The sequence below is a fragment of the Geodermatophilus obscurus genome (assembly GCF_900143215.1).
Classification (GTDB): Bacteria; Actinomycetota; Actinomycetes; order Mycobacteriales; family Geodermatophilaceae; genus Geodermatophilus; species Geodermatophilus obscurus_A.
Map to the genome: position 1 here is coordinate 438,847 of NZ_FRDM01000001.1, position 25,594 is coordinate 464,440.

The 25,594-nt window shown below is 69.6% G+C and carries 22 protein-coding genes and 1 pseudogene; 4 read left to right on the forward strand and 19 right to left on the reverse strand.

Going from position 1 to position 25,594, the window contains the following annotated elements; translation table 11 throughout:
- Positions 1-50 precede the first annotated feature (50 nt).
- The 16 genes and pseudogenes from BUB17_RS02235 to BUB17_RS28135 form a co-directional block, all read right to left on the reverse strand.
- The gene (locus tag BUB17_RS02235) at positions 51-2,432 is read right to left on the reverse strand and encodes a putative baseplate assembly protein (protein ID WP_072912380.1); all 2,382 of its coding nucleotides are present in this window, start codon (positions 2,430-2,432) and stop codon (positions 51-53) included.
- Positions 2,429-2,791, reverse strand: a complete 363-nt coding sequence (locus BUB17_RS02240; RefSeq protein ID WP_072912382.1) for a GPW/gp25 family protein — start codon at positions 2,789-2,791, stop codon at positions 2,429-2,431. The genes BUB17_RS02235 and BUB17_RS02240 overlap by 4 nt, the downstream gene beginning before the upstream one ends.
- Entirely contained in the window at positions 2,788-3,102 is a 315-nt protein-coding gene (locus BUB17_RS02245; protein ID WP_072912385.1) for a hypothetical protein, read from the reverse strand. The genes BUB17_RS02240 and BUB17_RS02245 overlap by 4 nt, the downstream gene beginning before the upstream one ends.
- Positions 3,102-3,599, reverse strand: a complete 498-nt coding sequence (locus tag BUB17_RS02250; RefSeq protein ID WP_072912388.1) for a phage baseplate assembly protein V — start codon at positions 3,597-3,599, stop codon at positions 3,102-3,104. Before BUB17_RS02250 ends, BUB17_RS02245 begins: the two co-directional genes overlap by 1 nt.
- The gene (locus BUB17_RS02255) at positions 3,596-4,717 is read right to left on the reverse strand and encodes a hypothetical protein (RefSeq protein WP_072912391.1); all 1,122 of its coding nucleotides are present in this window, start codon (positions 4,715-4,717) and stop codon (positions 3,596-3,598) included. Before BUB17_RS02255 ends, BUB17_RS02250 begins: the two co-directional genes overlap by 4 nt.
- Positions 4,714-5,025: a tail protein X gene (locus BUB17_RS02260; RefSeq protein WP_072912393.1), complete on the reverse strand. Its 312-nt coding sequence runs from the start codon at positions 5,023-5,025 to the stop codon at positions 4,714-4,716. The genes BUB17_RS02255 and BUB17_RS02260 overlap by 4 nt, the downstream gene beginning before the upstream one ends.
- 3 nt (positions 5,026-5,028) lie before the next feature.
- Positions 5,029-5,712, reverse strand: a complete 684-nt coding sequence (locus BUB17_RS02265; protein ID WP_072912396.1) for a hypothetical protein — start codon at positions 5,710-5,712, stop codon at positions 5,029-5,031.
- Between the two features lie 786 nt (positions 5,713-6,498).
- Positions 6,499-7,920 carry an eCIS core domain-containing protein gene (locus tag BUB17_RS28470; RefSeq protein ID WP_141242866.1) on the reverse strand — a complete coding sequence of 474 codons (1,422 nt, stop codon included), beginning with the start codon at positions 7,918-7,920 and terminating at the stop codon, positions 6,499-6,501.
- 239 nt (positions 7,921-8,159) lie between these two features.
- Positions 8,160-9,986, reverse strand: a complete 1,827-nt coding sequence (locus BUB17_RS02275) for an ATP-binding protein (RefSeq protein WP_072912401.1) — start codon at positions 9,984-9,986, stop codon at positions 8,160-8,162.
- A complete protein-coding gene (locus BUB17_RS26520; RefSeq protein WP_072912404.1) occupies positions 9,983-11,218 on the reverse strand; it encodes a Pvc16 family protein in 1,236 nt (411 codons plus the stop codon). The genes BUB17_RS02275 and BUB17_RS26520 overlap by 4 nt, the downstream gene beginning before the upstream one ends.
- A complete protein-coding gene (locus BUB17_RS26525; RefSeq protein ID WP_072912407.1) occupies positions 11,215-11,511 on the reverse strand; it encodes a hypothetical protein in 297 nt (98 codons plus the stop codon). The genes BUB17_RS26520 and BUB17_RS26525 overlap by 4 nt, the downstream gene beginning before the upstream one ends.
- A gap of 638 nt (positions 11,512-12,149) precedes the next feature.
- The gene (locus BUB17_RS26530) at positions 12,150-12,809 is read right to left on the reverse strand and encodes a hypothetical protein (RefSeq protein WP_072912410.1); all 660 of its coding nucleotides are present in this window, start codon (positions 12,807-12,809) and stop codon (positions 12,150-12,152) included.
- Between the two features lie 11 nt (positions 12,810-12,820).
- Positions 12,821-13,351, reverse strand: a complete 531-nt coding sequence (locus tag BUB17_RS02295) for a phage tail protein (protein WP_072912413.1) — start codon at positions 13,349-13,351, stop codon at positions 12,821-12,823.
- Positions 13,352-13,361: 10 nt separating this feature from the next.
- Positions 13,362-14,909: a phage tail sheath family protein gene (locus BUB17_RS02300; RefSeq protein WP_072912416.1), complete on the reverse strand. Its 1,548-nt coding sequence runs from the start codon at positions 14,907-14,909 to the stop codon at positions 13,362-13,364.
- A 10-nt stretch (positions 14,910-14,919) separates the two neighbouring features.
- Positions 14,920-15,312, reverse strand: a complete 393-nt coding sequence (locus BUB17_RS02305) for a hypothetical protein (protein WP_072912419.1) — start codon at positions 15,310-15,312, stop codon at positions 14,920-14,922.
- A 178-nt stretch (positions 15,313-15,490) separates the two neighbouring features.
- Positions 15,491-15,625 (reverse strand): annotated as a pseudogene (locus tag BUB17_RS28135) (site-specific integrase); the annotation flags it as partial.
- Between the two features lie 652 nt (positions 15,626-16,277).
- Between BUB17_RS28135 and BUB17_RS27340 the strand changes: the two are divergent.
- Together BUB17_RS27340 and BUB17_RS02315 are read left to right on the forward strand one after the other, a co-directional pair.
- The gene (locus tag BUB17_RS27340; protein ID WP_208983289.1) at positions 16,278-16,715 is read left to right on the forward strand and encodes a transposase family protein; all 438 of its coding nucleotides are present in this window, start codon (positions 16,278-16,280) and stop codon (positions 16,713-16,715) included.
- Positions 16,716-16,725: 10 nt separating this feature from the next.
- Positions 16,726-17,508 (forward strand): ISAs1 family transposase, encoded by a 783-nt coding sequence (locus BUB17_RS02315; protein WP_208983290.1) that lies wholly within the window; start codon positions 16,726-16,728, stop codon positions 17,506-17,508.
- 105 nt (positions 17,509-17,613) lie between these two features.
- Here BUB17_RS02315 and BUB17_RS26535 read toward each other — a convergent pair whose 3' ends face one another.
- Genes BUB17_RS26535 through BUB17_RS02330 form a run of 3 tightly spaced genes read right to left on the reverse strand, consistent with a single transcriptional unit; the run spans position 17,614 to position 21,442 of the window.
- A complete protein-coding gene (locus BUB17_RS26535; protein ID WP_175561249.1) occupies positions 17,614-19,629 on the reverse strand; it encodes a hypothetical protein in 2,016 nt (671 codons plus the stop codon).
- Entirely contained in the window at positions 19,623-20,219 is a 597-nt protein-coding gene (locus tag BUB17_RS02325; protein WP_072912425.1) for a hypothetical protein, read from the reverse strand. Before BUB17_RS02325 ends, BUB17_RS26535 begins: the two co-directional genes overlap by 7 nt.
- Positions 20,216-21,442, reverse strand: a complete 1,227-nt coding sequence (locus BUB17_RS02330; protein ID WP_141242868.1) for a hypothetical protein — start codon at positions 21,440-21,442, stop codon at positions 20,216-20,218. The genes BUB17_RS02325 and BUB17_RS02330 overlap by 4 nt, the downstream gene beginning before the upstream one ends.
- Before the next feature lie 437 nt (positions 21,443-21,879).
- Between BUB17_RS02330 and BUB17_RS25885 the strand changes: the two genes are divergently transcribed.
- Together BUB17_RS25885 and BUB17_RS02340 are read left to right on the forward strand one after the other, a co-directional pair.
- Positions 21,880-23,478 carry a hypothetical protein gene (locus BUB17_RS25885; RefSeq protein WP_141242869.1) on the forward strand — a complete coding sequence of 533 codons (1,599 nt, stop codon included), beginning with the start codon at positions 21,880-21,882 and terminating at the stop codon, positions 23,476-23,478.
- Between the two features lie 504 nt (positions 23,479-23,982).
- Positions 23,983-25,401: a TraM recognition domain-containing protein gene (locus tag BUB17_RS02340; RefSeq protein WP_072912433.1), complete on the forward strand. Its 1,419-nt coding sequence runs from the start codon at positions 23,983-23,985 to the stop codon at positions 25,399-25,401.
- Positions 25,402-25,594 lie beyond the last annotated feature (193 nt).

Genomic DNA, 25,594 nt, shown 5'->3' on the forward strand with positions numbered 1-25,594 from the left:
GGGGAGGTCGGCGACTTGCCCTCGTCGGTCAGGGCCGCAGGGCGGCGTGCTCACGCGCCACCCACCACGTCGATTTCCAGCCGGCCGTGTTCGGGGGCGTTGACATCCGCGGCCAGCCGGACGATCTCCTGCGGCGCGGTCCGGAGTACCTCGGCCTCCAATTCCCCGGCCGCGGCCATCCCCAGTCGCTGGAACCTCGTGGCCCGAGCCGAGACCACGCCAGGGATGGCGGCCACGGCCGCGACGACCTCGCTGAGGAACAGCGGCTGCCCGAAGGTGAACCGGTCGGGGTGGAACAGCCCCGGCGTCCCGTTCCGGCGCAGCCCACCGGAGAGCACGTCCCGCGCGTGATGCCGGACCCCGTCCCGCGGCACCCCAGGGGCGGCGCGCAGCAGCAGAGCCAGGTCGACATCGACATGGACGGGGCCGGTCAGCTCCAGGTCATGCCCGGCCATGCGGAAGCCGTCGAGGAAAGCCCGCAGCTCGGCCTCCGTGCCCGGATCCAGCTCCCGCCCGCCGAGCAGATCCACGGCGACGAAGACGGTGTACCAGGAGCCGGTCCACCGCCGCCGCGCCCTGGCGCGCTGCACCACCGGGTGCCGTTCGAGGATGGTGGCGTAGTCCTCCGCGGTCACGGCTCGCTGCTGCACCAGGAAGGCCTGCGGTGCGCTGGCCCGGATGCGCTCCAGGGGCTCGGCATCGGTGCCGCCGGCTGCCTCCAGCGGGTTGGTCACCCCGGTGATCGCAGCCGTCTCGCCGGGATCCGGGCGCAGCCGGAACCCGGTGAGGGTTGCCCGGCCGACGTTCCCGCCGGCACCGTTGCCGGTCGAGTAGATCGCGCGGACTTCGCTCCGGTCGTCGGGCGGCCGGGCACCGTGGGCGCCGTCACCGAAGCGGAGCCAGGCCGTGCCGTCTCGCTCGATCTCGGTCACGAAGTGCCGGTCGTCCGGTCCGGAGCCGAGCAGGTCGCCGACCGGGGACGGCTCCCAGGTCTCCCCGTTGATCGAGACGGTGAGGCAGGGCCGCGCGATGCGCGGATCCCGCACCAGCTGGCGGGCGGCCGGGACGGCCGGGTGGTAGGCGTGGTGGAAGGTCAGCCCGGTGCCGGGCAGTCGCGGCCGGTAGGGCCGCTGCCCCCCGGCGGGCCGTTCCTGATCCGACCCGGGACTCTCGAGGGGCAGCTCGACCCCGTGCGGTACCGGCCGGGCGTGCTCGGCGACGGCGATCCCGGCGCGGGCGACGGCGGTGGCCCCGTTTTCCCTGGAGATGTGGAGCGCGAACGGCAGCGCGTCGTCGCCGCCCCACTCCACTTCCAGGACGGGCGTGTCCTCGACCGGATCGGAGCCGGCGGTGACCGCGGTGAGCCGGACGACGTGCCGGCGGGCGGGGTCGGCCGGTGCGCCGTCCGGCCCAGCGGTCTCCAGCAGCAGGAAGTCCCCGCAGTCGAGTTGCAGCGGCGGCTGGTCGCCGATCACCGGGGGCTGCACCAGGGTGGCGGCGGTGGCACCGGCCGGCAGGCAGCACTGCTCGTCGCTCCACGTGTACAGGCCGATCTCGTCCGCCTGCGGGTGCACGGAAACCTTGTCCAGGGTGCGGAAGACCACGGTGCCCTCCGGCAGGGGCTCCTCCTGCGGCACCGGTCCGGCGACCCCGTTCATCACCTCCACCCCGCCAGGCACGACGGTGACCGCGTCGCTGGTGAACCGGACGAAGGCCCGGGCGTTGCAGCCGGAGTGCGCGCGGTAGCCGAGCAGGCGCGCGTGCCGGCACACGGAGCGGCGCAGCCGGGCGGTGCCGAGGTAGGCCTCGGTGGCCGCGGCGTCCTGGGCCCAGGAAAGCTCGTCGGCGACCGCGGCGAGCATCTCGACGAGGGTGACGAGCACGTCGGCCGGGTTGCGCTCGGTCCACCCGGGCGCGGTGACGGCCATCCGGTCGAGCATGAGCCGGCGGAAGCTGTCGTAGTCCTTGGCCAGGTGGTCGAGGTCTGGAGGCGGCGACGCCGGCGGCGTGTCGGCATCCGGGGCCTCGCCGCAGTCGTACGGCCCCGCGCGACTGACCTTGAAGGAGAACGGGACGGCGGACAGCCGGGGGTCGAAGATCGTCCCGCCGGCGTCCTCCGGGGGGACCACCAGGCGCAGCACGTAGCGGGAGAAGTCACCGGGCGACGACGCGCGCAGGGTCACCGTCTGACGGCCGGCATCCGCGGCGGTGACCTCGACGGTGATGCCGGTGACCCGCTCACCGCCCTCGACGACGAAGGACCCGGTGGCCAGCCGGTCCAGCCCGTGGGCGCTGAGGAACCGGACCTCCACGGTGCGCTGGTCGGCCGCCACCTCGAGGTAGTCGATCCCGTTAATCGGGATGCTCTGCGCCCGCTCGCGCACCCGGTCCCGACGCCGCGGCTGCGCGCAGTCGTAGCGGGCGCCGGTCACGGCAGCCCCCGCCGGAAGGTCTCGGTGGTCAACTCGCCGGTGCGGCGCAGCAGATAGGAGACCGTGACGGTCACGCTTCCGTCGCCGGCGGAGACCGCCGTGTCGCGGACCTCGAGGTGCTCCCCGAGCCACCGCTGCAGGGCGCCGGTCACGGTGAGCTGCGTGGCCGCGGCCAGCGTGTCGTCGGCCGGGCCGAAGACCAGCTGCATCAGCCCGCAGCCGAAGTCGGGCCGGTTGACGCGCTCGCCGGGGCTGGTGAACAGGACCTGCTCGACCAGATCGCGGACGTGCCGGTCGGGGTCGGCGCCGGCCGTCCGCCCGCGGTCGTCCACGTCATAGGGGAACCGGACCTCGCTCACCGGCCCACCACCCGCGGCTGCACCACCAGTGGCAGCAGGCCGGTGCCCGTGGGTGTGCACGTGGCCTGGCTGTCGGCCAGCAGGACCGGTGTCCGTCCGACCCGAACCCGGGTGGCAGCGGTCCTAAAAGAGGCGGTCACGCACGGCGATGCCGGCGGGGTGAGTGGGCAGCCGGCGACCGTCCAGGCCGCGGCCTGGGTCACGACCGGCTGCCCGGCGACCAGCACCCGGCTGCTGGGCAGCGTGGGAACGGCCGGGCCCGCGTGGGCGCAGGTGATCGCGGCGCCCTGATGCAGGAGTGGCTCGGGCATCAGGTCACCTCCAGACCGTCGTTGTTTACCTTCGTCTTGGGCCCCTGCAGCGTGATCGTCGCGCCCTGCCCGTTGTCGAGTTCGATGCCCGTGGCGGAGAGGGCGAGCCGCTGCCCGCTGCCGGTCTGCAGGGTGATTCCGCCGCTGCCGGGGGTGTCGTCCAGGACGATCGAGTGGCCGCCCGCGGTGACGATCACCGTCTTGGCGTGCGGCGCGGCCAGGAGCACCGGCGGCAGCTCGGCGGCCGACCCCCACCAGCCGCCCACCCAGATCGGGTACTCCGGGTCACCGTGCTCGAACTCGATCCACACCCCGGCCCCGATCGAGGGGATGACGAACATGCCGCTGCCGTTTCCGGTGAAGGGGACGCACGGCATTGCCCAGCCGATCTCCGCCTCCCCGGCCACATCCGGGACCCGGGCACGCAGCCGGCCGAGGGTCAGCGGGTCGCGGTCGTCGGTGACGACGCCGCGGAACTTGCCGTAGAAGTCGCTCATGGCGTCACCACGGGGGTCAGCGCGCCCAGCCCCTCGCGGCTGAGCCGGAAGGACTGGGTCCAGCTGTTGCGGTGCAGCCGGTGGGTGACCCGGCGTACGAACCAGATCCCGTCGTAGCTCAGGCCCGCCCCGCGGACGCCGACCAGGCCGCGGACCCGCAGCACGTGGCCGTACCGGATGCCGTCGGCCTCGCCCGTCGCGGTCACGGCCTCGGGTGTGTCGGTCGCCGCGGCGACCGCGCGGAGGGCCGCAGTGAGGGGATCGGCCCGGGCGGTGTCCCGCAGGAGGCGGGTGCGCAGCACCGGAACCGACCGGGCGGCCAGCGGTGGCTGCCGCAGAGAGGGCAGCTCGGGCAGCGGCCACACCTGCTTGAGGACGGGGTCGACGAAAGAGCCCCGCGGGGCCTGCGCGGCGAGCGCGTCCAGCGACGTGCCGAGCGTCGCGTTGGCCGCCACGCCGGCGCCGACGGTCAGGGCCGGCTGCGGGGGGGACACCCGGGTCTCCGGCCCCCAGTAGGCCCGGCTCACCCCGGGCGCCACCGGATCGACGGTGAAGACAAAACCGTTGGCGGTCGCCAGCCTGCGGCACAGCGCCAGGTCGGTCTCCCGCTGGTGCGGGACACGGCGGACCTCCAGGGGCACGTCCGCCGTGGGCGTCACCGCCGGCACGATCCCGTACCGGGCATAGCGGGCGAGCGCCGACTGGACGATCACCGAGTCGGACTGGTTGGGACAGGGCTCGTTGCGCTCGTCCAGGTCCATGAGGGCCGTGAGGTCGCGGCCGGTCACGGTCAGCAGGGAGGCCCTCGGGACGTCGCTGACCTGCACCTGGTGGTGGGTGACGACCCCGTTGACCAGCGCCTGCGGCACCGCACCGGGCACGACGGCGAGGACGACCCGCGCGGGTGGTTGCAGTGCGGGCAGCGTGAGCAGTTCGTAGTCGAGGGTAGGACCCCGGCCGAGGGTGAAGCTGAGCTGGAAGCCGCCCGGCCCGTCGACGTCGTTGGTGACCTCGACATCGGTGAGCGCCTCGAGCACGCGCAACGGCGGGGGCAGCGGCGCGGGCGACCCCAGCAGCAGCAGGAGCCGGATCCCCAGGACGTCGCCCAGCCAGTTCATCCCGGCATCCCGGGCAGCGGGATGCGGACGGCCGCACCCCGCTCGGCCAGCAGGTCCCGCGGGCGGAGAACCGGGTTGGCGTCGCAAATGCGCCAGAAGCCCTCAGGATCGCCGAGGTAGCGTGCGGCCAGGAGATCGAGGCGGTCACCGGCAGCCGCACGGTGCACGGCCAGCGTGGCACCGGCGTCCGGGGGTGGCAGGAGGCGGCGGCGGGCGTGGACGACGGTCCGCGTGGTGCCGTCCGGCAAGCGGATCTGCAGCTCGGCCGTCCCCACGTCGGCGTAGCGGCTGTCGGGGGAGAACACCATGGGTCACCCCACCGGCAGGTCGACGCCGGCGGCGCGGAGGGCGGCGACGGTCGGCGAGCCCACCAGCGGGGACAGGCTGCCACCGAGGTGCTCGCTCATCACCTCCTTCGCCACGTGGTGGGCCATGGAGATCGAGCCACCGGGGGTGTTGAGCCCCAGGTCCTGGTAGGTCAGGACGTCGAGGTTCAGGTCGATGCTCGCCTGTGTGGGGTTGAGCAGCTGGTCGAAGGACTCCTCGGTGATCGTGAACGACGTCAGCCGCACCGGCAGCACCCGCACCGGCCCCCACACCAGCAGGGTGAGCGGCGCGATTGGTGGCACGATCTCGATCACTCCGGCGCGGAGGAGCGCGGCGTTGGCGATCTGCAGCCCGGCGCTCGGCCACAGCAATAGCTCCAGCCGGGCGAGCGCGGGGTGCAGGCCGAGCCCCTGGGTGACGCGGTCGCCGGTCTCCAGCTGGTCGGTGGCGTCCACCTCGACCGTCATCCGGATCGTCTCCCGCGGCGGGCCGGCCAGCCGCAGCGCCTCCTCGGTGTCGCCGTCCTCCTCCGCAGCCCGCGCCGTGACCGTCCGGGTGACCGTGTCGGGGTTGTACTGGAAGATCACCAGATTCGACAGCGGCCGGAGCGGGTCCGCGGTGACCAGCGCCCCCTTCACCAGCCGGGGGGATCGAGAGAAGCCGGTCACGCGGGGAGAGTGCCCGAGGCGCCGTCACCGCTGCGTCACTACGGAGTCACCGCGCTGTGGCGGCCATGAACAGTGCTCCAAAAGGTCTCGACCCCCGGTATGTCGCCACCCTGCGTCTCAAGATGGCGTCAAGGTCGTGAATGAGGCCCGAGGCCTGCCTGGCTCTTATTGATTATGCTGCGTGGAGTGCCTCGGTGATCGCGGTGGAGCTCCAGGCAGCAGTGCGTTGACCCGCGGCGATGTTGGTCGCGGTGCTGCGCAGCGCGGCCATGAGCTGAGGTCCGGCGCCCAGCCGGATCAGCACCGTGCGTGCCACTCGTCGTGGCACACGGCTCAGGCGGCCCGCTGGGGCGGCAGGGGTCTGCGGTTACTGACCGGGGCTGGGCTCGGCGGCTGGATGTCGCCGGGCGCAGGCGTGTAGCAGTCGGGTGCCAGTCCGTCCTCGGTGACCGCGCGGCGGATGATCGCCGTGCGGATGGCGGTGTACCAGCTCTCTCAGGCAGCGGGAGAGTCTGGCGGTCGGTCGGCGAATAGCAGCGGTCGCCGCAGACAGGGCAGCGGCCGTGCTTGATCCGCAGGGCGGTGAGCACGGTGGGTGCCAGCTGTGGCGGTGGTCTGCGTCGTCGCCGGTTGGCCCAGTAGCCGGCCAGGGCGGGGTCATCGGGTGAGGCCCGTCCGGGCACCAGGGCCCTGCCGCCACCATCGGGATATCGCATGTCACCGGCATAGCGCACCCCGGCTCACCTGTCAGCAGAGCTCATAACCGCCGCCGTTTTAGGCCTGTAGTCAGCGCACTCCGCGTCTAGGTGGCGACAAATACCTACGCGGCCTCACGCTCGACGTTCCGACGGCCGGTTCTTGGCGCATTGGCGCGGCCCCCCTGGGCCACTCAGTCAAGGGGGGGCGATACAGTCGCCCACCTGCCCTCCTGTAGTCTTCCTCCGACATTCGGTATTCTGGATTGACCAGCATGTAGGACAAGCGACTGTTCATTCGCACCCGAGCAATTAAGTCGTCCACCGCTCGGTGGACGACAGTGTCCTCGGTGGTGTAATCAAAGATCCCAGCGAACCAATAATTCGGCCGATTCGGATTCTTTGATCTCGCTAAAAGGTCACGCACGTCCATTTCGGACATTATGCGTTCTGTGACTCGAATCGTCGCAGCGGGGGCGTCATGTTCCGCATAGACCACGCGGAAGTATCTAATGCGCAGCGTCGTTTCCGCCGTCTCTCGAGCGAACGCTACCAACGACTCCAAGTGCCTGGCGAGAAAAAATTCGCCGACTTCGACGGATTGGGACTTCAGTTGCTTCTTCCACTGCGAGAGCTCGTACTGGTGCTGAACGTAGGCTTCTCCGAGGGTGTAAATGCCCGGCGGAAATCCCTTTCCTTCAAAAATGGACCGCTGAACGGAGGAGCCAGGCCACGTCGTTCCGCTCGGCCTGCTCATCGCTGGCCCTTCTGATCGCGCTGGCCACATCGATTCCGCCTCTGGTGGATGCTCTGTCAGGTAATCAAACAATTGTCTCGCCGCACCTTCGTCGATGCTTACGCCTCGTCTGCGCAACTCGTCAACGCTGTTCCAATAGGCGTCGGCGTCGAAGGTGTCATAACACTTGTCGACCCGAGGGTTAGGCGGCGTTCCGGGCTGTGTAGTCATGCCTTTCCGACTGGCGGCGCCCGGGCCTTTGGCTTCTCTTGCGTCGTCCCACCACGAGGCCTGTAAGATCGCCGGAGCGCCAGGGGGAAGATGGGCCTGCTGCCAGGTGTGGACGAGCTCGTGAGCGATCAGATGACGTCCCTGGCTCGAGTCGGGTGCGTACTGCCCGGGGGCGAAGGCCACGTGGTCGCCGATCGTGATGGCCCGGGCTCGGATCGCCTGAGCGACCTGCGCGGGGCGTCCGTCGGTGTGGATACGCACCCGGCTGAAGTCGTGTCCCAGGCGGGAGTTCATGTTTCGAAGCACATGTTGAGGAAGAGGCCGGCCGGCTCCGTCCACGGCGTCCCGCGCCATCCGAGGTGGTGGGCTGGCGGCTCGTATGCGGCTTGCTGTGTAGAGCGGTGCGATCGGTGCAGACATGGTCGACAGCAACGCGGTGGTGCGACCGGTTGCCCCCTGTACGGCCTTACCAGCGATGCGCTCGGCTTGCCGCTCCATTAGATTTCGTCGAGTCCGAGATTCCCGGTCCGAGAGATTGCTTCCCATGGCGATCACCGCCTTCGGTCGAGCGCAGGGCTTCCATTGGGGTCGGTGTAACGGTGCGAGGATGCTGCCCCGAGGGGTTCAGGGCGGCGATGACCTGTTCATTCACGCGGGTCTCCGATACGCCCAGTCCGGCTTGAGATCGCACTGCCCCTTTCACGTTCCGCGCGACCGCGGCGGCCATCGGTGCCGTCGGTCGGCCGCGGCGCAGGACCACCCGCTCGATGTGGATCTCGATGCGTTCAGGCACTGATGACTCCTTCCACAGCTCGGGCCGCGGCCGGGTCGCCGTCCCGGCGGAGGGCCTCGGCCAGGTGTCCTACCGTCAGACGGCCGCCGTCCGCCGCTGCGGCGAAGGTTGCGTTCAAGGCGGTGCGGAAGATTTGGCCGCCGCTCAACGACAGCTGGGCCAGCGGCCCGATCGGTAGTTCGTCCGCCGGCGTTTCCGCGGGAACGACCCGCCGCCAGATCTCGGCCCGCATCGCGGCGTCGGGGAACGGGAAGGTCACCGTAAAGCGCAGCCGCCGGGTGAAGGCCGGGTCGAGGGCTTCCCGGTGGTTTGTGGTGAGGATGGTGGCGCCGTCGTGGTGCTCCATCCGCTGCAGCAGGTAGCTGACCTCGAGGTTGGCGTACCGGTCGTGGCTGTCACGGACCTCGCTGCGCTTGCCGAACAGCGCGTCGGCTTCGTCGAACAGCAGGATCGCCCCCGAGGACTCCGCGGCGTCGAACACCCGGCGCAGGTTCTTCTCCGTCTCGCCGATGTACTTGTCGACCACGGCCGAGAGGTCGACGACGTAGAGGTCGACGTCCAGCTCGGCGGCGACGACCTCGGCGGCCAGCGTCTTGCCGGTGCCGCTCGGGCCGGCGAACAGGGCGCTGATGCCGGTGCCGCGCAGTCGCGAGCGCCAGCCCCAGTCGTCGTGCACCCGGCCCCGGTGCCGGACCTGCGCGGCGAACGCCTCCAGCGCCGAGCGCACGCCCTCCGGGACGACCAACCGGTCCCAGCCGGCACGGGGCTTGACCCGCATCGCGAGTCCGCCGAGCTCCGTCCGTCGCTGCGCCCGGCAGGCTCGCCACACCGGCTCGCCGGTCCGGACCCGCGCCGCCACCCCCTCGAGGTCGCTGCTGTCCAGTGGGAACTGGGTGCGTGCTCGCCGCAGCTCCGTCTCGGACACCAGATCGCCCAATCGGGCCGACCACCGCTCTGCCGACGCCCGCTCACGGGGCACCTCGACGAGGAGCGCCGGCGGTGACAGGGACACCGGGTCGCTGGCGACGAGCAGCACCGGGGTGGTCAACCGCTCGGCCAGCCGGGCGGCCTGATCCCGCCCGGCCGCCTCGACGAGCACGACCGGGACGGCACCGAGGAGCAGTGTCTGCCGCTCCACCAGCCGGGCCAGCCACTCCCGCTCCACCGGGTCACCCGGGATGTCCCGTGCGTCGAGGACAACGGTGTCGCTGCCGACGACCGCACCGATCGCCCGGGCAGTCGCCCGGGCGTGGGCTCGGTCCGGGCAGAGCAGCTGCACCGCGTGGGTCCCCGCCGTCCGCAGGGCCACCAGGGCGGCTGCTGCCTCGGGCGGCGGGTCCCCGACGGGGCCGTCGTCCGGCTGGACGACACCGTCCAGCCGCGGATCGAGGGTCGGCACTCCGGCGAGGAAGTGGACGACCGCCTCGTCGGCGGTCAGCCGACCGGTGGTGAGCTCCCCGGCCAGGTCGACCAGCCGCCAGTACCGCAGCGGCGCACCGGGCGTGATCGCCTCCCACGCCGCACCGTCCAGGGTGGCCAGGGCCATGCCGAAGCTGGGGTGCCCGCTGCCGGGATCGGCCGCCGCGACCGCGGCACGGAAGCCGGAGTCCAGCTGGGCGCCGGCCGCGAGCAGCAGCATGTCCCGCTCGAACGGGGACAGGCCGAACGCCGTGCAGACGACGTCCATGGCGGGGGGGCCGCCGGGCCCCTGCCACCCCGGCTCGGGGAGCGTCCGCCCCTCCAGCCGCGCCGAGATCCGCGCCAGATGGGCGACCAGGTACTTTTGGTTGGCCTCCGCCCAGGCCGCGGTGGTGCTCACGTGACGGTCACCCGCGGGGAGCGCTCGCCGTCCGCATCGGCCTCGAGGACGCTCTCAGCGCCGTCCACCTGCACGGTGACCAGGTAGACGCCGGCCAGCACCGCCGACACGTCCACGACCACGGCGCCCGGTTCCTCCGGCGGCGACGGTGCCGGCAGCCGGTAGGCGGGCGGCCGGTCGCCGGCAGCGCCACTGAGGAGCACGGCGGCCTGCTGACCCTCGGCGACGTCCGGCTCGACCTGGACGGTGAGCGCGTCGCCGGCCAGGGACGTCCCGGTCACCCGCGGCCGGTAGATCAGCACGGCGACGTTCGAGGCGGCGGCGACGACGGGAACGCCCGCCGCCGGTGGCGGGAAGACGATCCGGTGCACCACCTGGACCGGCAGTAGCCCGGCCGGCGTGCCCGGAGGCGGGGTCAGCACGAGGCTGACGGGTCCGACACGGCGCGGCGCCAGCTCCCGGCCGCGCAGGAGGACGACGGGGTCCGGCCCGTCGAGCTGCTCCCCGTGGACCTCGACGTCCGTGCCGGCGAGGACCGGTGCCCCTGCCGGCCGGCCGGCGGCGGTGAGCGCGGTGATCCGTGGACGGCGAAGCGCATGCACCTCGGTCGTCCACGTCCGCACGGGTTCGGCCGCCCTGCCCCGGTGGCGGCCCTCGACGAGCAGCACCCGCGCCGTGTAGGCGAGCGAGGGGCGGTAGGGCGCCTGGAAGGCGGTCCACAGCCGGGACAACTCCTCGGTGTCGAGGGCCTCGGGGGTGAGGGTGATCGTCTGTACCTGGTCGGCCAGTCCCGCCTCCGCCAGTCGCTCCAGAAGCGTGTCCGACCCACCGGCCGGAAGCGCTTCCCGGATCATCGCTGCCGTCAGCATCGGCTTCTCGTGCATGATCTGGGCGGCCATCCCGAGCAGTACGTCGGCGTGCAGCTCGGCCGCGGCGTAGGCGGAGATCAGGTAGTGCAGGTCCAGGGTGAGCAGCGCCCGTCCTCGCAGCGTCCCGTCGCCGGCGCGCAGCGGCAGTTCGGCGTTGCGCAGGCCGGGATCGGCGGTGACCTGCCGCAGGTACACGTTCAGCCGGCTGGTCTCCTGCTCCCCGGTCGTCACCCGGTCGGGCGGCAGGGCGGTGACCAGCTCCGGTGATGCGAGGAGCGCCGCGGCATCGCGGGCGGTCAGCTCCTTCCTCAGCGTCGACTGCAGGACGTAGGTGGCGGCCGCGATGCCGAGTTCACTGGTCATCGCCGGCCGGCCAGGTAGTCGTCGAGGGACAGGCGGGGCCTCGGGCGCGGCCGAGGCCGGGTCCGCGGGGCCGGGGGTGGGGCCGGGTCGACCACCTCGACCGTGCCGATGGTCACCGTGATCACGGTGTCGTCGTCGGCAGGTGTGCCGAGGTCCGGCGGGTGCAGGCGCTCGACCGGAGGACCGCCGGCCGGCTCCTCGGCCGCTCCGTGCGGGATCGGCCGTTGCGCCCCGGCGGATCCGGAGGACGCCGCCGGCGCTTGCGGGCCGGTGCCCTCGTCGAGCGGGCTCACCGGGGGCCCCGCGGGCGCCCGCGCCGCGGTGGCCGTGCTCAGGCGGATCCCCCTGCCGGACGACGGGGTGTCCAGGAGCGGGAAAGGTGGTTGCGGCGCGGCCGTCCGGGGCTCGGCGCTCGTGCGCTCCTCTGGCCGGGTATCCGGGAGGGTGCTTGCGGTGGTGGGGGACTGCCCGCGTCGGACTGCTTCTGCCTCCGGCCTGGGCGGGGGCGGCTCTGCTCGTGCTGCAGGTGCGGACATGTCCTGCTCGGCCGTCGCCGTCTGAACCGGCCGTGCCGTTCGAGACCGGGACCCGGCGGCCGGCAGGGGAGCGGAGGCCAGACTCGGTGGCGACGCCGACCGCTCGGCGCCGGGTGGAGACGCCGGCCGCTCGGTGTCGGTCGGCACTCGCCGGATGGGGGCGATTCCCGATGGCGGGGCCGTCTGGCGCGGGGGGCGCTCCCGTGCCTCCTGTGGACGGGAATCCTCGGCGCGGGGACCCGGGCCGGTCGGCCTCGGCGCGACGGTGCCGGAGAGCACCTCCTCGAGTGGTCCGTCGGGGCCGGGCGAGGACTCGAACCGGTGGCGGGGCCGTGGCCGCAGCCCTCCGGGCCGGGGCGGGCGCGCGGCCGCCAGCAACAGGTCGAAGTAGTCGCTCACGACGGGACCAGCCGTTCGTAGGCGGCTCGCCGCCCCGGAGGTAGCGCCAGGATCTCCGCCTCACCCCAGCCGTAGGCGGCCGCCAGCGTCGCCACCTGCGCCAGAGCCGCGTGGGCGCGGTGCTGAACGACCGCCCAGACGAAGGCGGCGAGATCCACAACTTCCTCGAATCCGCAGCCGCACTCGGGGCAGGACAGTTCCAGGGCGGGCAGCGCTGCGGGATCGGCTCGCTGCAGCGCCTCGGCCACCGCCTCGGTCGGCTGGGATCCGTCCGGCCGCGCCGCGGTGCAGGCGGCGAGTAGCCGCTGCGCGGAGCCCGAGGCGTCGTCGACGTCCCGCGCCGTCGGCAGATGCAGTTCCACGACCTCGCCCCGCCATTCGACGGCCGTCGTCCCCGCTGGCGGGCCGGTTGTCGGCAGCACATCCGCGGGCACGGTCACCTGCAGCTCGGCCGCACACGCGGGGCAGTCGACGACGGCCTCCAGCGGCCCGCCGCCCACCCGGCGCCATGCCGTCGCCAGCCCGGCCTGCCAATGACCGAGCGCGCGCTCCCGGACGTCGCCATCTGCGCCGAACGCCGCAAGCCGGTGCGCCCGGGACCTGCCTGGCAGCGCGGCGCAGTCATCCCACAGGGCCAGCAGGGCCGAGTCCTCCACCGGAGCGCCCCCTAGACGACCGGGGGTTCGTCGAACGCCGGCTCGGTGGGTTCAGTCACGTCGTAGTCACGTTCCCAGCCCTCGTTCTCCAGCTTCAGCGTTTGGATGGCGACCGCGTTGGCGTTGGCATCGAGCTCCGGCAGGGCCTGGTACTCCGAGACCCAACACCGGAAGACCTTGTAGGCGATCGCCAGCTGCCCCGCCTCGTTGTACATCTCGATGACGACGTCCTTGCGGAAGTCCCGCAGCGAGGTCTCGCCGCCCAGGCCGGCGCCGAAGTTCCACACCTTGTTGGCCCAGCGTTCGAACTCGGTGTCGTGGGTGACGCCTCGCTCCAGGGTGAGGGCCTCGAACTCGGTGCGTCCGGGGGACTTGCGGCTGGAGCTGGGGTCACCGCCCTCGCGGTGGGTGACCACCTCGGTGGTCCGCCGCAGAGCGCTCACCTTGCTGACCCCCGCGACGTACCGGCCGTCCCACCGGCAGCGGAACTTGAAGTTCTTGTAGGGGTCGAAGCGGTAGGCGTTGACCGTGAACTGTGCCACCAGGTGCCTCCTAGGCCTGCGCCTGACCGGCGAGCTGCTGCAGCTGGATGACGACGAACTCCGCCGGCTTCAGGGGGGCGAACCCGACGAGGATGTTCACCACACCGCGGTCGATGTCGACCTGGGTGGTCGTGTCGGCGTCGCACTTGACCAGATAGGCCTCGCGCGGCGTGCTCCCCTGGAAGGCGCCCTGACGGAACAGTGTGTGCATGAACGCGCCGACGTTGAGCCGGATCTGTGACCACAGCGGCTCGTCGTTGGGCTCGAAAACCACCCAGTGCAGCGCCCGGTACAGCGTCTCCTCGATGAACAGTGCGGTCCGCCGGACCGGCACGTAACGCCACTCGCTGGCCAGCCGGTCGGCCCCGTCGGCGGTTCGTGCGCCCCACACGACCGTCCCGATCAGCGGGAACGGGCGCAGCACGTTGACCCCGAGCGGGTTCAGCGCCTCACTGACCGCCTGATCGACGGAACCGACCGGGCCCGCCGTCCCGACGATGCCGGCCTCCTGGCCGGCCGGGGCCTTCCACACCCCACGGCCGGCGTCGGTGCGCGCATACACGCCAGCAACCGCACCGCAGGCAGCGAACTCCTCGACGAGTCCCCGCTTCAGCGGGTTCGCCATCTGCAGGCGCGGGAAGTAGACCGCGGCGTTGCGCCGGTTGTGGGCCAGGTTCAGCGCGGTGAGGAAACCACCGACCTCATCGGCTGCCGTCATCGACTCGGGACAGTCGATCAGCAGGAAGGCGCGGTGGTCCCGGCACCACTGTGCCGCGGCCGCCCAGGTGGCGGGGGCCAGGTTCCCGCGGCGGGAGGGCAGGCAGAGGAGGTTGACGTCGTCGGCCCCCTCGAGGTCGGTGAAGGGGTCCCCAGCCCCGGTCAGGTCGTCGTCCCGGAGTGGCGCACCATCCGCTCCGCCCGTAAGGCGGAACGGGGCATCGGGTGGGGTCGGGTCTGGTGCCTGCTCCGGCAACGGCGGCCCGTCTTGGACCCGCAGCAGCCGAGACTGCTGATCGAGGACGGTGCGCAAGAAGCGGAAGTCGTCCGGGTCGACGGAGACGTTCCGGTGCTTCTCCGTCAGCCCGGTGCCCTCATCGGTGACCGTGATGGAGAACCGCAGGTGTGGAGAGGGCAGCTCCTCATCGATCTGCTCACGCTCCGCGATCGATACGACGACGTCGCTCCCCCATGCACCGGCATCCGCGGCCTCCACGGCGAGAGGAACGTCGCCCGCCGCCAGCAGCCCCCTGGCCCGCCCGTCCGTCGGTTCCCCACCCTCCTCGACCGGGGGCGGGGCGTACCGGCGCAGGATCACCGCTCGATTCCCTCCGTTGAGGAAGAACTGGCGTACCGCGAACGACATGGCGCTGAGTTCCCACAGCGCGCCGAACTGCCGCTCGTAGTCCGCGAGCGAGGTGATGGTGCGAGGCGTGTTGACCGGGCCCCGGCGGGCCCGGCCTACGAAGGCCGTCGTGGACGTGCTGACCCCGGTGATGGGCCGCACCCCGCTCGGCAGTTCATGGACGTAGACCCCGGGAGACAGCAGAGGGATGGTCACCGAGCCGCTCCTACTGATCCTGGACCGCGTCGCGGCCGACGACTATGTGCACGAGGACGTCCTCGTCCGTGCCGTTGGTGAAGGACATCGAGGTGGGAGCGGCACCGAGGAGGGCGGTGGCCGACTCCCCGAGTAGCAGCAGCGGCTGGTCGAGCCGCAGCTCTGGCGCGTCATCGGCTGGACCCACCCGGTAGGTCAGCTCCCGCGCATACGCCGAAGCGGTGATCAGTAGCAGCCGGAGCTGCGCACCGTCGTCAGGCTGCACCTCGACGTTCCTGGTAGCGCCGGCGTCCACGGGCACCTGGACAACGTCGTAGGCCTGCAGGGTCAGGGCCTCATGGATTGAGCGGGTGGGGCCGCCGGCCACCGCAATGCTGGCCCGCACGGTGATCTCGTTGGACATCGCTGCTCCCGCCGGTGGGAAGCAGACTGATCTTCCCTCGTCACTGCACCGTCACCGTTCTGTCACCGAGTACCTCGAGGATGCTGGCGGCGCCTGTGGCTGCGATCTTGCGGCCGAAGTAGACGTCGGTGGTCATGGAGGTGTTGGCGTGACCGAGCTGGTCGGCGGCTGCTCGAGAGGAGAGCCCGGCCTGGTCCATGAGGGTGGCCACGGTCTTGCGGAAGGCGTGGCTGGTGACCCAGTCGAAGCCCGCGGCAGTGAAGGCGTCCCGCAGGTCGGCCTGGGTGTTGGACGGGTCGCGCCAGCCGCCCAGGGGTGCGGGAACACCGGCCGACCGCCCCGGTCATCTGCGGTCGCGGTCGGGCGGGCGGCCCGCTCGCGCAGCATCCCGACGCACCAGCGCGGCAGTACCAGGGTGCGGGTGCCGGCGTCGGTCTTGGTCGTCTTGACCACCAGGCCCTGGCCGCGGACTCGGACGGCGGCGGCCCGGACCTCGATCGTTCCCGCCTGCAGGTCGGCGGCGTTCCAGGTCAGGCCGCAGGCCTTGCCGATGCGCAGCCCGGTGGCCATCAGGAAGGCCAGCAGGTCGGGCAGGTCCCGGGCGATGGCCCGGTCGTCATAGGTGAGCGCCGCGCGCAGCTGCCGGAGCTGCGGCACAGTCAGTGCGCGTGGCGCGGTCTTGACCCAGCCGGTGATCGGGCCCAGGGCGCGGACCGGGTTCTGGGCCAGCGCGTCGTGGCGGGCGGCCAGGGTGCACATGCCCGAGAGCGCCGAGCGGCACATCCGCGCCGTGGTCACCCCGTGGGTGTCGGCGATGCCGTGCAGGTGCCGGTTGAGGGTGCCGACGCTGAGCTCACGGATCCGCAGCTGCCCCAGCCGGGGCAGGGCCGCTGCAAAGTCGGGCAACGAGCGCTTGAGCTGGGAGTTCGGGGGCGGGCACGGGCCGTGTGGTGATCTGAAGGTGGTTGAAGCCGTCGATCACCAGCGGGAGGCCCGTGCCCGTGAGTTCATCTTCCCCGTCCGCCCTGCTCAACGCTGTCTCCGAGGCCGGCCTGCCACCCGAGTCGCTGGGTGCGGCCGAATCGATCGGCCTGCTCCAGGCCCTGTCTGCGGTTCCTGACCCGCGTAAGGCGCGGGGCCGTCGTCACGGTCTGCAATCGATTCTGCTGCTCGCGGTCGGCGCCGTGCTGGCCGGCGCCCGCTCGTACGCGGCGATCGCGCAGTGGGCCGCGCACGCTGAGCAGGCGGTGAGCGTCTGCGGGCCGACGCCGCATGCGACCACGTTCGGCCGGGTGTTGGCCGCGGTCGATGCCGCCGCGCTGCAGCGGGCGCTGACCGGCTGGGTCCTGGCCCGCCGCCAGGACCGGCAGCGACAGCGCCCAGCATGTTCGGCCGCGCGGTGAGGTGCGTCCGGTGTTGGCCGTCGTCGGCAAGACCCTGCGCGGCGCCCGCGACGGCCCCGGTGGACAGGCCAAACTGATCGCGGTCTTCGATCACGCCGAGGGCCTGGCGCTGGCCCAGGTCGAAGTGAGCGGCGGAGACGAGCTGGCCGCGTTCACCGCCGTCCTGGATACCGTGCCTGACCTGCGCGACCTCGTGGTCACCGCCGATGCCTTGCACTGCCAGCGCGCGCACGCGAACTATCTGCACGACCGCGGAGCCCACTACCTGTTCACCGTCAAGAGCAACCAGCCGACGCTGCGCACGGCGCTGGCCCGACTGCCCTGGGCGCAGGTGACCGGGCTGCGCGAGCGCCACGTGGGACACGGCCGAGCCGAATCCCGGTCGATCAAGGTCATCGACCTGGCCGGGGCGCCGGAGGCCGGGCTGTTCCCGCACGGCGCCCGGGCGATCAAGGTCGTCCGCCAACGACGGGTGACCGGCCACGCCAGCCCGTCGGTGGAAACGGTCTACGCGATCACCTCGCTGGACCACCGGGACGCCGATCCGCGGCTGCTGGCCGCCTGGATTCGCTCCCACTGGACGATCGAGAACTGCCTGCACTGGGTCCGCGACGTGACCGAGGGTGAGGACCAGTCCAGGGTGCGCACCGGCCACGGACCCCAGGTCATGGCCGCCCTGCGCAACACCGCGATCAACATCATCCGGCTCCGCGGCGGCACCAACATCGCCGCCGCCCACCGTGACTTCAGCTACCGACCCGCCGACGTCCTCGACGCGCTTGCCGACGCCTGACCGAAGCACAGAACCGCAGGCCAACCGGCGCATTCAGGACTTTGCAGGGGCCCTGCCAGCCGGGGCAGGATCTGCCGGTCCCACAACGACGCCGGGCTCACCTCCTCAGTTGTGATGCAGTGCGCTCTGGGTGAGGTTGGAGGCAGGGTGCGCTTCTTCAAATTGGGTGATGAGGTGTTCGCATTGGTCTTGGAGGAGGCGTAGTGCTTGTTGGTCGTTGTGGAGGTCGCGGCGGGCGGCCATGAGGTCGGCGGCGTGCTGGGTGGGACCGGCGCTACTGCGGGCGGTGCGATTCTTGAGGAGCCGTTCGCCGTAACCGACGGCCTCTTCGAAGACACTGGCGGGGATGAGGCCGAGCAGGGGGTGCTGAGCGGCGAGGGTGGCGCGTAGCGCACCGGCCGACAGGCGCCGGGCCATGGGTGACGCGGACTGGGGTGCTGCCTGGCCGGCGCCGTTCGGGCCTTGGCCGCTAAGGGCGGTGAGGGCGGCGGCGCGTTGGGTGATCTCGGTGTGGGCGTACTGCAGGAAGTCCGGAAGCACGCTGAGCAGCGGAAGCTCGACGTTGACCGGGCGCAGGGCTTGCCCCGTCTTGTGCATGCCACCGGTGGCGTCGCTGTCGGCAAAGCCGTAGCCGACGGCGCTGACCGGCAGTAGCCGGATGGTGGCCGGGGTGTCTTGGGCCTTGGCGGCGATGAGGTCGGCGAAGTTGTCCTCGGCCAGCAGCCGGTCGCGGAGCTGCTCGAGGGTGTAGCGGCCGTGCAGCAGGTCCCACTTGGTGATCGCGAAGTGCAGCGGGCAGCGGCTCTGCTGGGCGATCTCCAGGCTGCTGGTCAACTCGAAGGACATGTACCGGGCTCCCCGGGGGTCGCCTTCGAGCAGGGCAACCATGGCCTGCCCGTCGAGCAGCACCAGCAGCGCGGACGCTGCGCGCAGCCGCCAGACCAGGGCCTGCACCGACTCGTCCTGGGCGGCGCGCGGATTGGTCAGCACACCGCCGGGATAGTCCAGATAGCGGAAGGCCAGCGGCTCGAAGTCATTCACCGCTGACTGCACCACGGTCGTGAAGTTCCACTCGTGCACGCCCTGACTCGACGGCGGCCAGCCTCCTTCAAGATCGGTGACCTGGTTGTACACGGCATTCAAGTAGCTTGAGCTGTCGAAGTCCGACTTCAAGTAGAACGCCAGCTCCGGACGCCGGATCCGCAGCCGATGGAAAAGGCTGGCCAAGAATACCGTCTTCCCCGACCCCGACGGCCCCAAAATATGCACCTCAAACACCGGCTGACGGCCGTTACCGTCAGCGTCGCTGCTGGGATCAACCGTCCGGTCGTGCGCGCTCCCAAGACCCTTGGCGTCCTTGATGGCGTCCTGGGTCGACAGCGAGTCGTAATCCCTTATCGGCAGCTCCTCGGCGCCGACGTCACCGAGCTTTTCGCGGGCGGCGCGAGCGGCCTTGGCGGCGTCGTCGTTGCCCTCGCGGCCAGCGATCCGCTCGGCCCGGCGCAGCGCGGCGATACGCCCGGCGGTCAGGGTCTCGCGGACGGCGTCGCGGCTGATTCGACTCGTACTGGCCGCCGGCTCGGCGGGGGTCCCCTCAGTCCGGCGTGTCGCAGTGCCCGGGCGCTGCTCGTCGACTCCGAAGAATGCTGCCGCGATCTCCATACCAAGGGTGGCGGTCGTTGTGGAGGCCCCAGGTTCGGTGAGCCCCGCGGCTAAGCGGATTGCTCGAACCAGACGCTCCCTGTCCGCGTCGTCCGTGAACCGCAGCCCTCCAACCTTGGCGTTAGCGAGCATTTCGCCCGTCTTGCTACCGCGGTCGCCGTCGGGTGCATAAGAGAGGGTTAAAGTGTGTCCGAACAGTCCGAGCTTGAGTTCGAATCGCTGAACCCGATGGTAGGGGACTGTTATCGGCACGGCGAAGCCTTGCTTGAGGATGACTCGTCTCTCGGTGAGCAAGGCAAAGCTCTCCCAGGTGCCGGACCACTTCGCTGCCCACTGGACCGGTTCTCCGCTGGGGATGAGGGCCGCCATCTGAGCTATCCACTTGCTGTACGGCCAGAACAGATTGATGTTGGCCCTCTGGCACAGCTGGGCCAGGTCAGGGGAGACTCCCGCTACCACGTGCGCTCCTCGACGACCTTCGTCCCGCTCGAGTAGAGCCTGGCCTCGACGAGGGCAACAATCGAGCGGAGCGTGGCGCTGGCGGCGATGCCTGCTGCCGAAGCTGCGCTCCGCCACAATGGGCCCAGAGCCGGTTCGGCGTCTTTGATCTCCGCCTCAAGCGCCTGGGTGGCTTGCGCGGGTGCCTCTTCGTCCTCGCACTCCCAAAACTCTCGGAACTTGTCCGCGGCTCGGGTATGGACCTGATCGACCAACTGCTTCGCGCCTCCGGCGGGGAGGCTGCGCACCTGTGGGCAGGCGACGCCCTCGACGAGAAAGATGGGTCGGCCGAAGCGGTCGGTCAGCTGGTCCGTGCCGTCGGCGCTGATCAGCGCCCGGGTGGCGGGGACGCTGTGGTAGGCCAGCAGCCACGGTCGGGACGACGAATCCGTCCATGTCCGCTGGACAAGGTCAAGCGGGTGTTGTCCGGCAGTCTCCAGGACCAGAGCGAAGTCCTGCCCCGCCGTTATTAGGGGGGCTGGTGCAATCAGAGGGCGCCAGTCGAGCGTCCGGTTGCGTGCGACCGCGAAGGGATAGGCCTGAACTTTCATCCCGCTGCTCCTTGCAGAAATGAACGCGTGCCGGCGCTCAGGACCGAGTCAGGGTGGTGTAACTCGAACTCGTCGAGGATGGTCGTGAACTGTCGTTCCAGGACTTCATACGCTTCTCGCTCCGAGTGAACGGCGAGGCGCCTGCGGTGCAAGTCATCGAGGAATGCCGCCCGCCCTGAGCCTTCCCGTTCCTGGCGGAGTTTGAGGAGGCGATCGGCGAGTCCTGTCAGTGCCTTGGCGACCGTTTCGGGATCGTTTGCGATAAGGGCGGCCAGTGCGGGGTTGTGTTGCAGCAGCCGCCCGCCAACCGTCGGCGCGATACGTCGCAGGATCTGGGCAGCGTAGGTGCCGATCTTGGCGGATGCGTCCGGGGAGGACATCAATGCCTGTATCCGCGAGCTCCCACCGGGAGCGTCCTCCAGGCTTGCCTCTCGCCTAGCCACCTCCTGGTAGGCGAACTGCATGAAGTCGGGGAGCACGGCAACGAGGGGGATCTCGACATTGTAGGGACGGGCACGCACCCCGGTCTTGCGCATGCCTCCCTCGGGTGTTAGTTCGGCGAACCCGCTGCCGACGCTGCTGACCGGTATCAGGCGGATGGTCGCCCCGACATCGCGCGCCTTGGCGGCGATGAGGTCGTTGAAGTTTTCGTCGTCGAGCAGGCGGTCGCGGATGCTGCCGAGACTGTACGCTTTCTCGAGCAGGTCCCACTTAGTGACCAGGAAGTGGATGGGACAGCGGCTCTGCTGTGCGATCTCCAGACTGCTTGTCAGGTCGAAGTCAAGGTATCGCTGCCCAGTTGGGCGGCCGGCCATGAGGTCGTTAACGGCCATGCCGTCCAGAAGGACGAGGAGTCCGTGCGCACTTCTCAGCCGGTCGAGCAGTGAGCGGATGCGCCCGTCGGCCGCTGCTTGCGGATTGGTGAGCACGCCGCCCGGATAATCTAGGTAACTGACTCGCAGAGGTTCGAAGTCGGCACCGGAACTCGGCACGGCTACGGAGAAACGCCATTCTTGAACGTCTTGACTGGCTTCGGGCCAGGACTCGTCGGGGTTCGCGATGCGGTTGAAGACCGCGTTCAGGTCAAGAGACGTGTCATGGTCCGTCTTGAGGTAGAACGCAAGGTCTGATCGGCGAATCCGCAATCGGCTGTACAAGCTCGCCATAAAAACGGTCTTGCCCGACCCCGAGGGGCCGAGGGCATGCACGTCGAGGGTTTCCATCATGCCTCCGGACGACAGCGTGCCAAAGCCTTGCCGTCGCGCGACGGCGCTGAGTGAACTGGCTCACGTATGACATGCGGACCATGTCGCTGGGGCCTAGCTGTGTCAATCTCGCCGGAGATACCGACCCCTATAACCGTGGGTTGCCGCGAGGCGTAGTCGACTAGTAACTCAACGTTACTCGGCTCGGTCGACGTGTATACCGCATGGGACCAAAGACCTTGCGGACGCGTTCGTCTTGAGAGGAAAGTGCCCGGGCACTCGGAGCCAGGAAGGTCTGGACAAGGGCGGCGTCCGACTGAGCCCATGGGGGAGCACTCACTTCATGTGCCCGGCGGACGCCGGAAGGGTGGCCCGTGCCGCGGGCAGCCGAGCATCAGCCGGCCAATGGCTCCACCGGACCGGTGTTGATTGTTATTCCATAGGGGGAATCTGCCATGGCCGGTGTTCCGCAGATCTGTCAATCCTGCCGGCATTTCCGCCCCGGAGTGCCAACCTCAGCGCAGCTTGTGTCCCTTATCCCACCGGCGTCGCTAAGTGCCGGGCGGGAGGTTCTCGTCAAGCTACGGGAACGGGACCGCAAGCAGCGTGACGACGACTACCGTTTCTTCTACGACCAGCCTCCCGTTACTCAACGCCTTCTGATCCGCCCGGCAGGTCATCCATACTGCGGAGACCGGGAGCTCGAAGGCGTCTGGGAGGATTGCCGACTCAAGGTGAAGAACGATGACTCCTGCAGTCGCTATGCGTCCATTGATGCCACCGTGGATCCGGATGCTGGAAAGTGTGCGACCTGCGCTCACCGCGTGTCGCCCGTGAAAACTGGCATGGTTGAGCGACTCAGTCGACTCGTGAACGAGTTGTCCGAGGTGACGGAGCAACAGGTTGGCAAGCGCATCAGCGAAAGTTGGAACGAAGTCAGGAGGGACCTGGCCAAGAATGCAACATATGAGTTGGAGATCGCCTACGACGGGGTAGGGGTCGTGACCGAGCAACCCCACCAGCTGTCCTGGTGCCGAGAAATTTCCGCGGTCGACTCTAACAGATTCGCGGTCGGCGAGGTAGTCAACGCGGGTGAAGATTGTGCGCGCTGGAGCAAACGCGTGTCTGACGAGTCTCAAAACATCCTCGAGAGGGCGTGGAAAGCAGTCGAGGACGGCAAGAACGCACTGGACGCAGCAACGGCGGCACGACGCCGAGAACTTTCCGACGGCGCCAACGTCTGGGACTCTACCTACACCAACGCACTTCAGGGACTCAAATACGAATACAACGAGGCCGCCGCTAGGTTCATCGAAGATGCGCTACGCGCTCTCGGACTGACCGGCAGTCAGGCCAGCGAATCGGCGAATAATATGCTAAGCGCCCTACTGTCCAGTTCTCCGCGTCCCCACAAAGACGTCCGCGTGCTCGCTGACACCGGTGCCGAGCAGGACCTTGCGCCAAGCTCCCCGCGCATGTCCGGGCCCTCCGCTTCTACCAAGCCGCGACGCGTTGGCTTCCTGGACACCCTGCTGTCCTTGACCGGTGTCGTCCCCCCCTCACTAGTGGCCGCCGAACCAGCACCTCCTCGCCGGGACAGCGACCGAACATCGACGGACATTCGAGCCGACGACGGTTCCACGACGGGTACGGCTTCAACAGCGGCATATCAGATACGTGAAGCCGTGGATCCTGCGCGCGACGGCGCATTCGCTATCTCAGGAGTGCACCGGCACCCGACGCAGGCCGACCTCCTGCTGCAGTTGCAATCACACAACGGGCACGAAGCAATGCTGACAATTGGGCGTATCACTAATGGCCAGCAGGAGTGGCGAGAGGACTGCCTGATCTCATTGGTGGACGCCCGCCTCGTGCAGCATGCGGGAGTGATCAACGGGCATGTTTTTCCCCGTGGCCGATACCCGGTCGGCAAGTGGCAGAAGGCCTACATCCTCATCTCCCGTCAGTTTCCTGCCCGTATCGGATTTACCGTCTCCACCCAAGGCCGGACGGTCCATCTGGACCTCTGGGGACAATGGCTGAGCGAGGCCTGAATGTATTCACAACCGCAGACGCCGCGACCATGCGTGTCGTGCGCCCACCGTAGGGCCGGTCAAGGCTCCCCGGAGCTCGAGACCGATGAGGCGTCAACCGGCTGGCGCGCTGGCCCCTCCTACTACGTCACGCTCCGCCAAGTCGCGGTAGAACGCGACCTCGAACGCGCCGTCTACGACAAGCGATCCACGGCCACGCTGCCCTCCGAACCCCGGGACCACGAGTGGTGCGCGGCTCGATCTCGAGCGGACCAGTACTACTTTTGCGACTGGCTCACCGGGCCGTGCTCATGGCGGCAACCTGCCGACGGCCCCGGCCTCGGCGCGGATAGGGCGGACGTCCCGTCGCACCCCCTAGGCGAGCAATGGCCCGAGGGTCGAGCCACGCAAGAGCCAACGGCCGCTCAAGGGGGCGCGGAGAAGGCCATTGATACCTGGTCAATACCCATCGGCCAGGTCCTGGAGCCACCGCTCGTCATCCGTCCCAGCGTCTCAGGTTTCGACGTGGACTACGACGTCACCCGTACAACTGACCGCTCCCTGAGCCTCAGCCGCAATGCGCTGCTTCAAACTTGTCTCTTATTCGGTGGGCCCGGCGCCGGCAAGACGCACCTGTTCAAGAAGATGCTTGAAAAGGCGTTGACACATGAGCCTACCCCGGGCTGCCTCTTGCTCGATCCCAAAGGCGTCCTCGCCGAGTGGTTGCCAGATTATCTTAGGACCATAGGGCGCCAGGACGACCTGTTGCTGATCAGCCCCAGGGACCGGGATCAGCATTGCAACCTGCTGAACCTCCCTTTGGAACCGGCCCACATCGGTCGCCTCGTCGCCGAGGTTGTTATGGCCGAAGCAGGGCCTATCGAACCCGGGTGGCTTGTTCTGACCGCAGACCTACTCGAGTCAGCCGCTGTCGTCATGGCTGCCGCCGCCCGGCTCCAATTAGCCAAGGCCAAGAGGGATGGGAAGGCCAGCCCCTCTGCAGAACCCGACAGGCTGACCCCCAATACGCTCCTACGGAGCGTCCTACACCAGGTGAATCTGAACATCGGTAAGGACAGGACTGTTCGGTCTTACCTCGCCCACGAATGGGCAAAGCACATCCTTGGGCTACGCCGGTCAAGCGCAGCCGTTGACGCGGACGAAACCCTGGCGGCGGCGAGACTCGACGAGTTTTACACCACCACAGAAGCCAATCAACGCCGTTACGTGCGACAGGCCGTGGAAGCCAGCTTCGGCGAACTCCTCCGAGAGCGCTGGGACTGGCTCAGCCACCCGCAGGCGCCCAACCTGTACGAAGGAATTCACCACAACCACAAGGTCGTCGTCGTTTCCATCGGCCAAGGCAGTCCCGCCTTCCAACGGTCTCTGTGCACGCTTATGAAAGCGGGCTACCAGCAGACGGTCCTCAGTAGCCTCACAGAAGGCGGGACCCAAAGCGGCAGGCGTCGCAAAGGATTTTCGATCCTGGCCTGTGACGAGTACGCCCAAGTGGCCACCGAGGGGCGCTCGGGACTGGTCAGCGACGCATCCTTCTTCTCCCTCTCTCGCGAGGCTGGCTGCATGGCCCTTCTCGCCCTGCAATCACTGGCTACAGGGCGCTCCCGATTCGATCCCACCATCCGAGACCGCTGGGAAGGAATCCTCGGCAACGTCGGGCTCCGCGTCTTCCTCAGGCTCAACGACCTGGAGACCGCCAAGCTCGCATCCGAGTTTGTCGGTCGGCGCAAGACGCTTCGACAAATCGCAACCCGCGGAGTCTCCACCGACGGCACCAGCGTGAGTGAGAGCAGCGTGGTGCTCGAGGCCGAGCTCGCACCCCCCACCGTCTTCACCAACGACTTCGGACGCGGCACAGCTCTGGTTCAGGGCACCGTCGACACCACCAGGCCCAACATCGCCGAATTCGTTCGAGTCCCGGCCTAGCGATGAGTGACCTCCTAGACACCACCACAGCCCAAGCGCCCCAGGCCCCGGAACCGCCACAGCAGACCGAGCCGGCGCAGCCGGTGGTGCCGGTGCAGCCGACCGAGGTGCCCGAGGCAGCGCAGCCGGTGGAGGCGGTGGAGCCGGTGCAGCCGACCGAGGTGGCGGAGGCGGCGCAGCCGGTGGAGGCCGT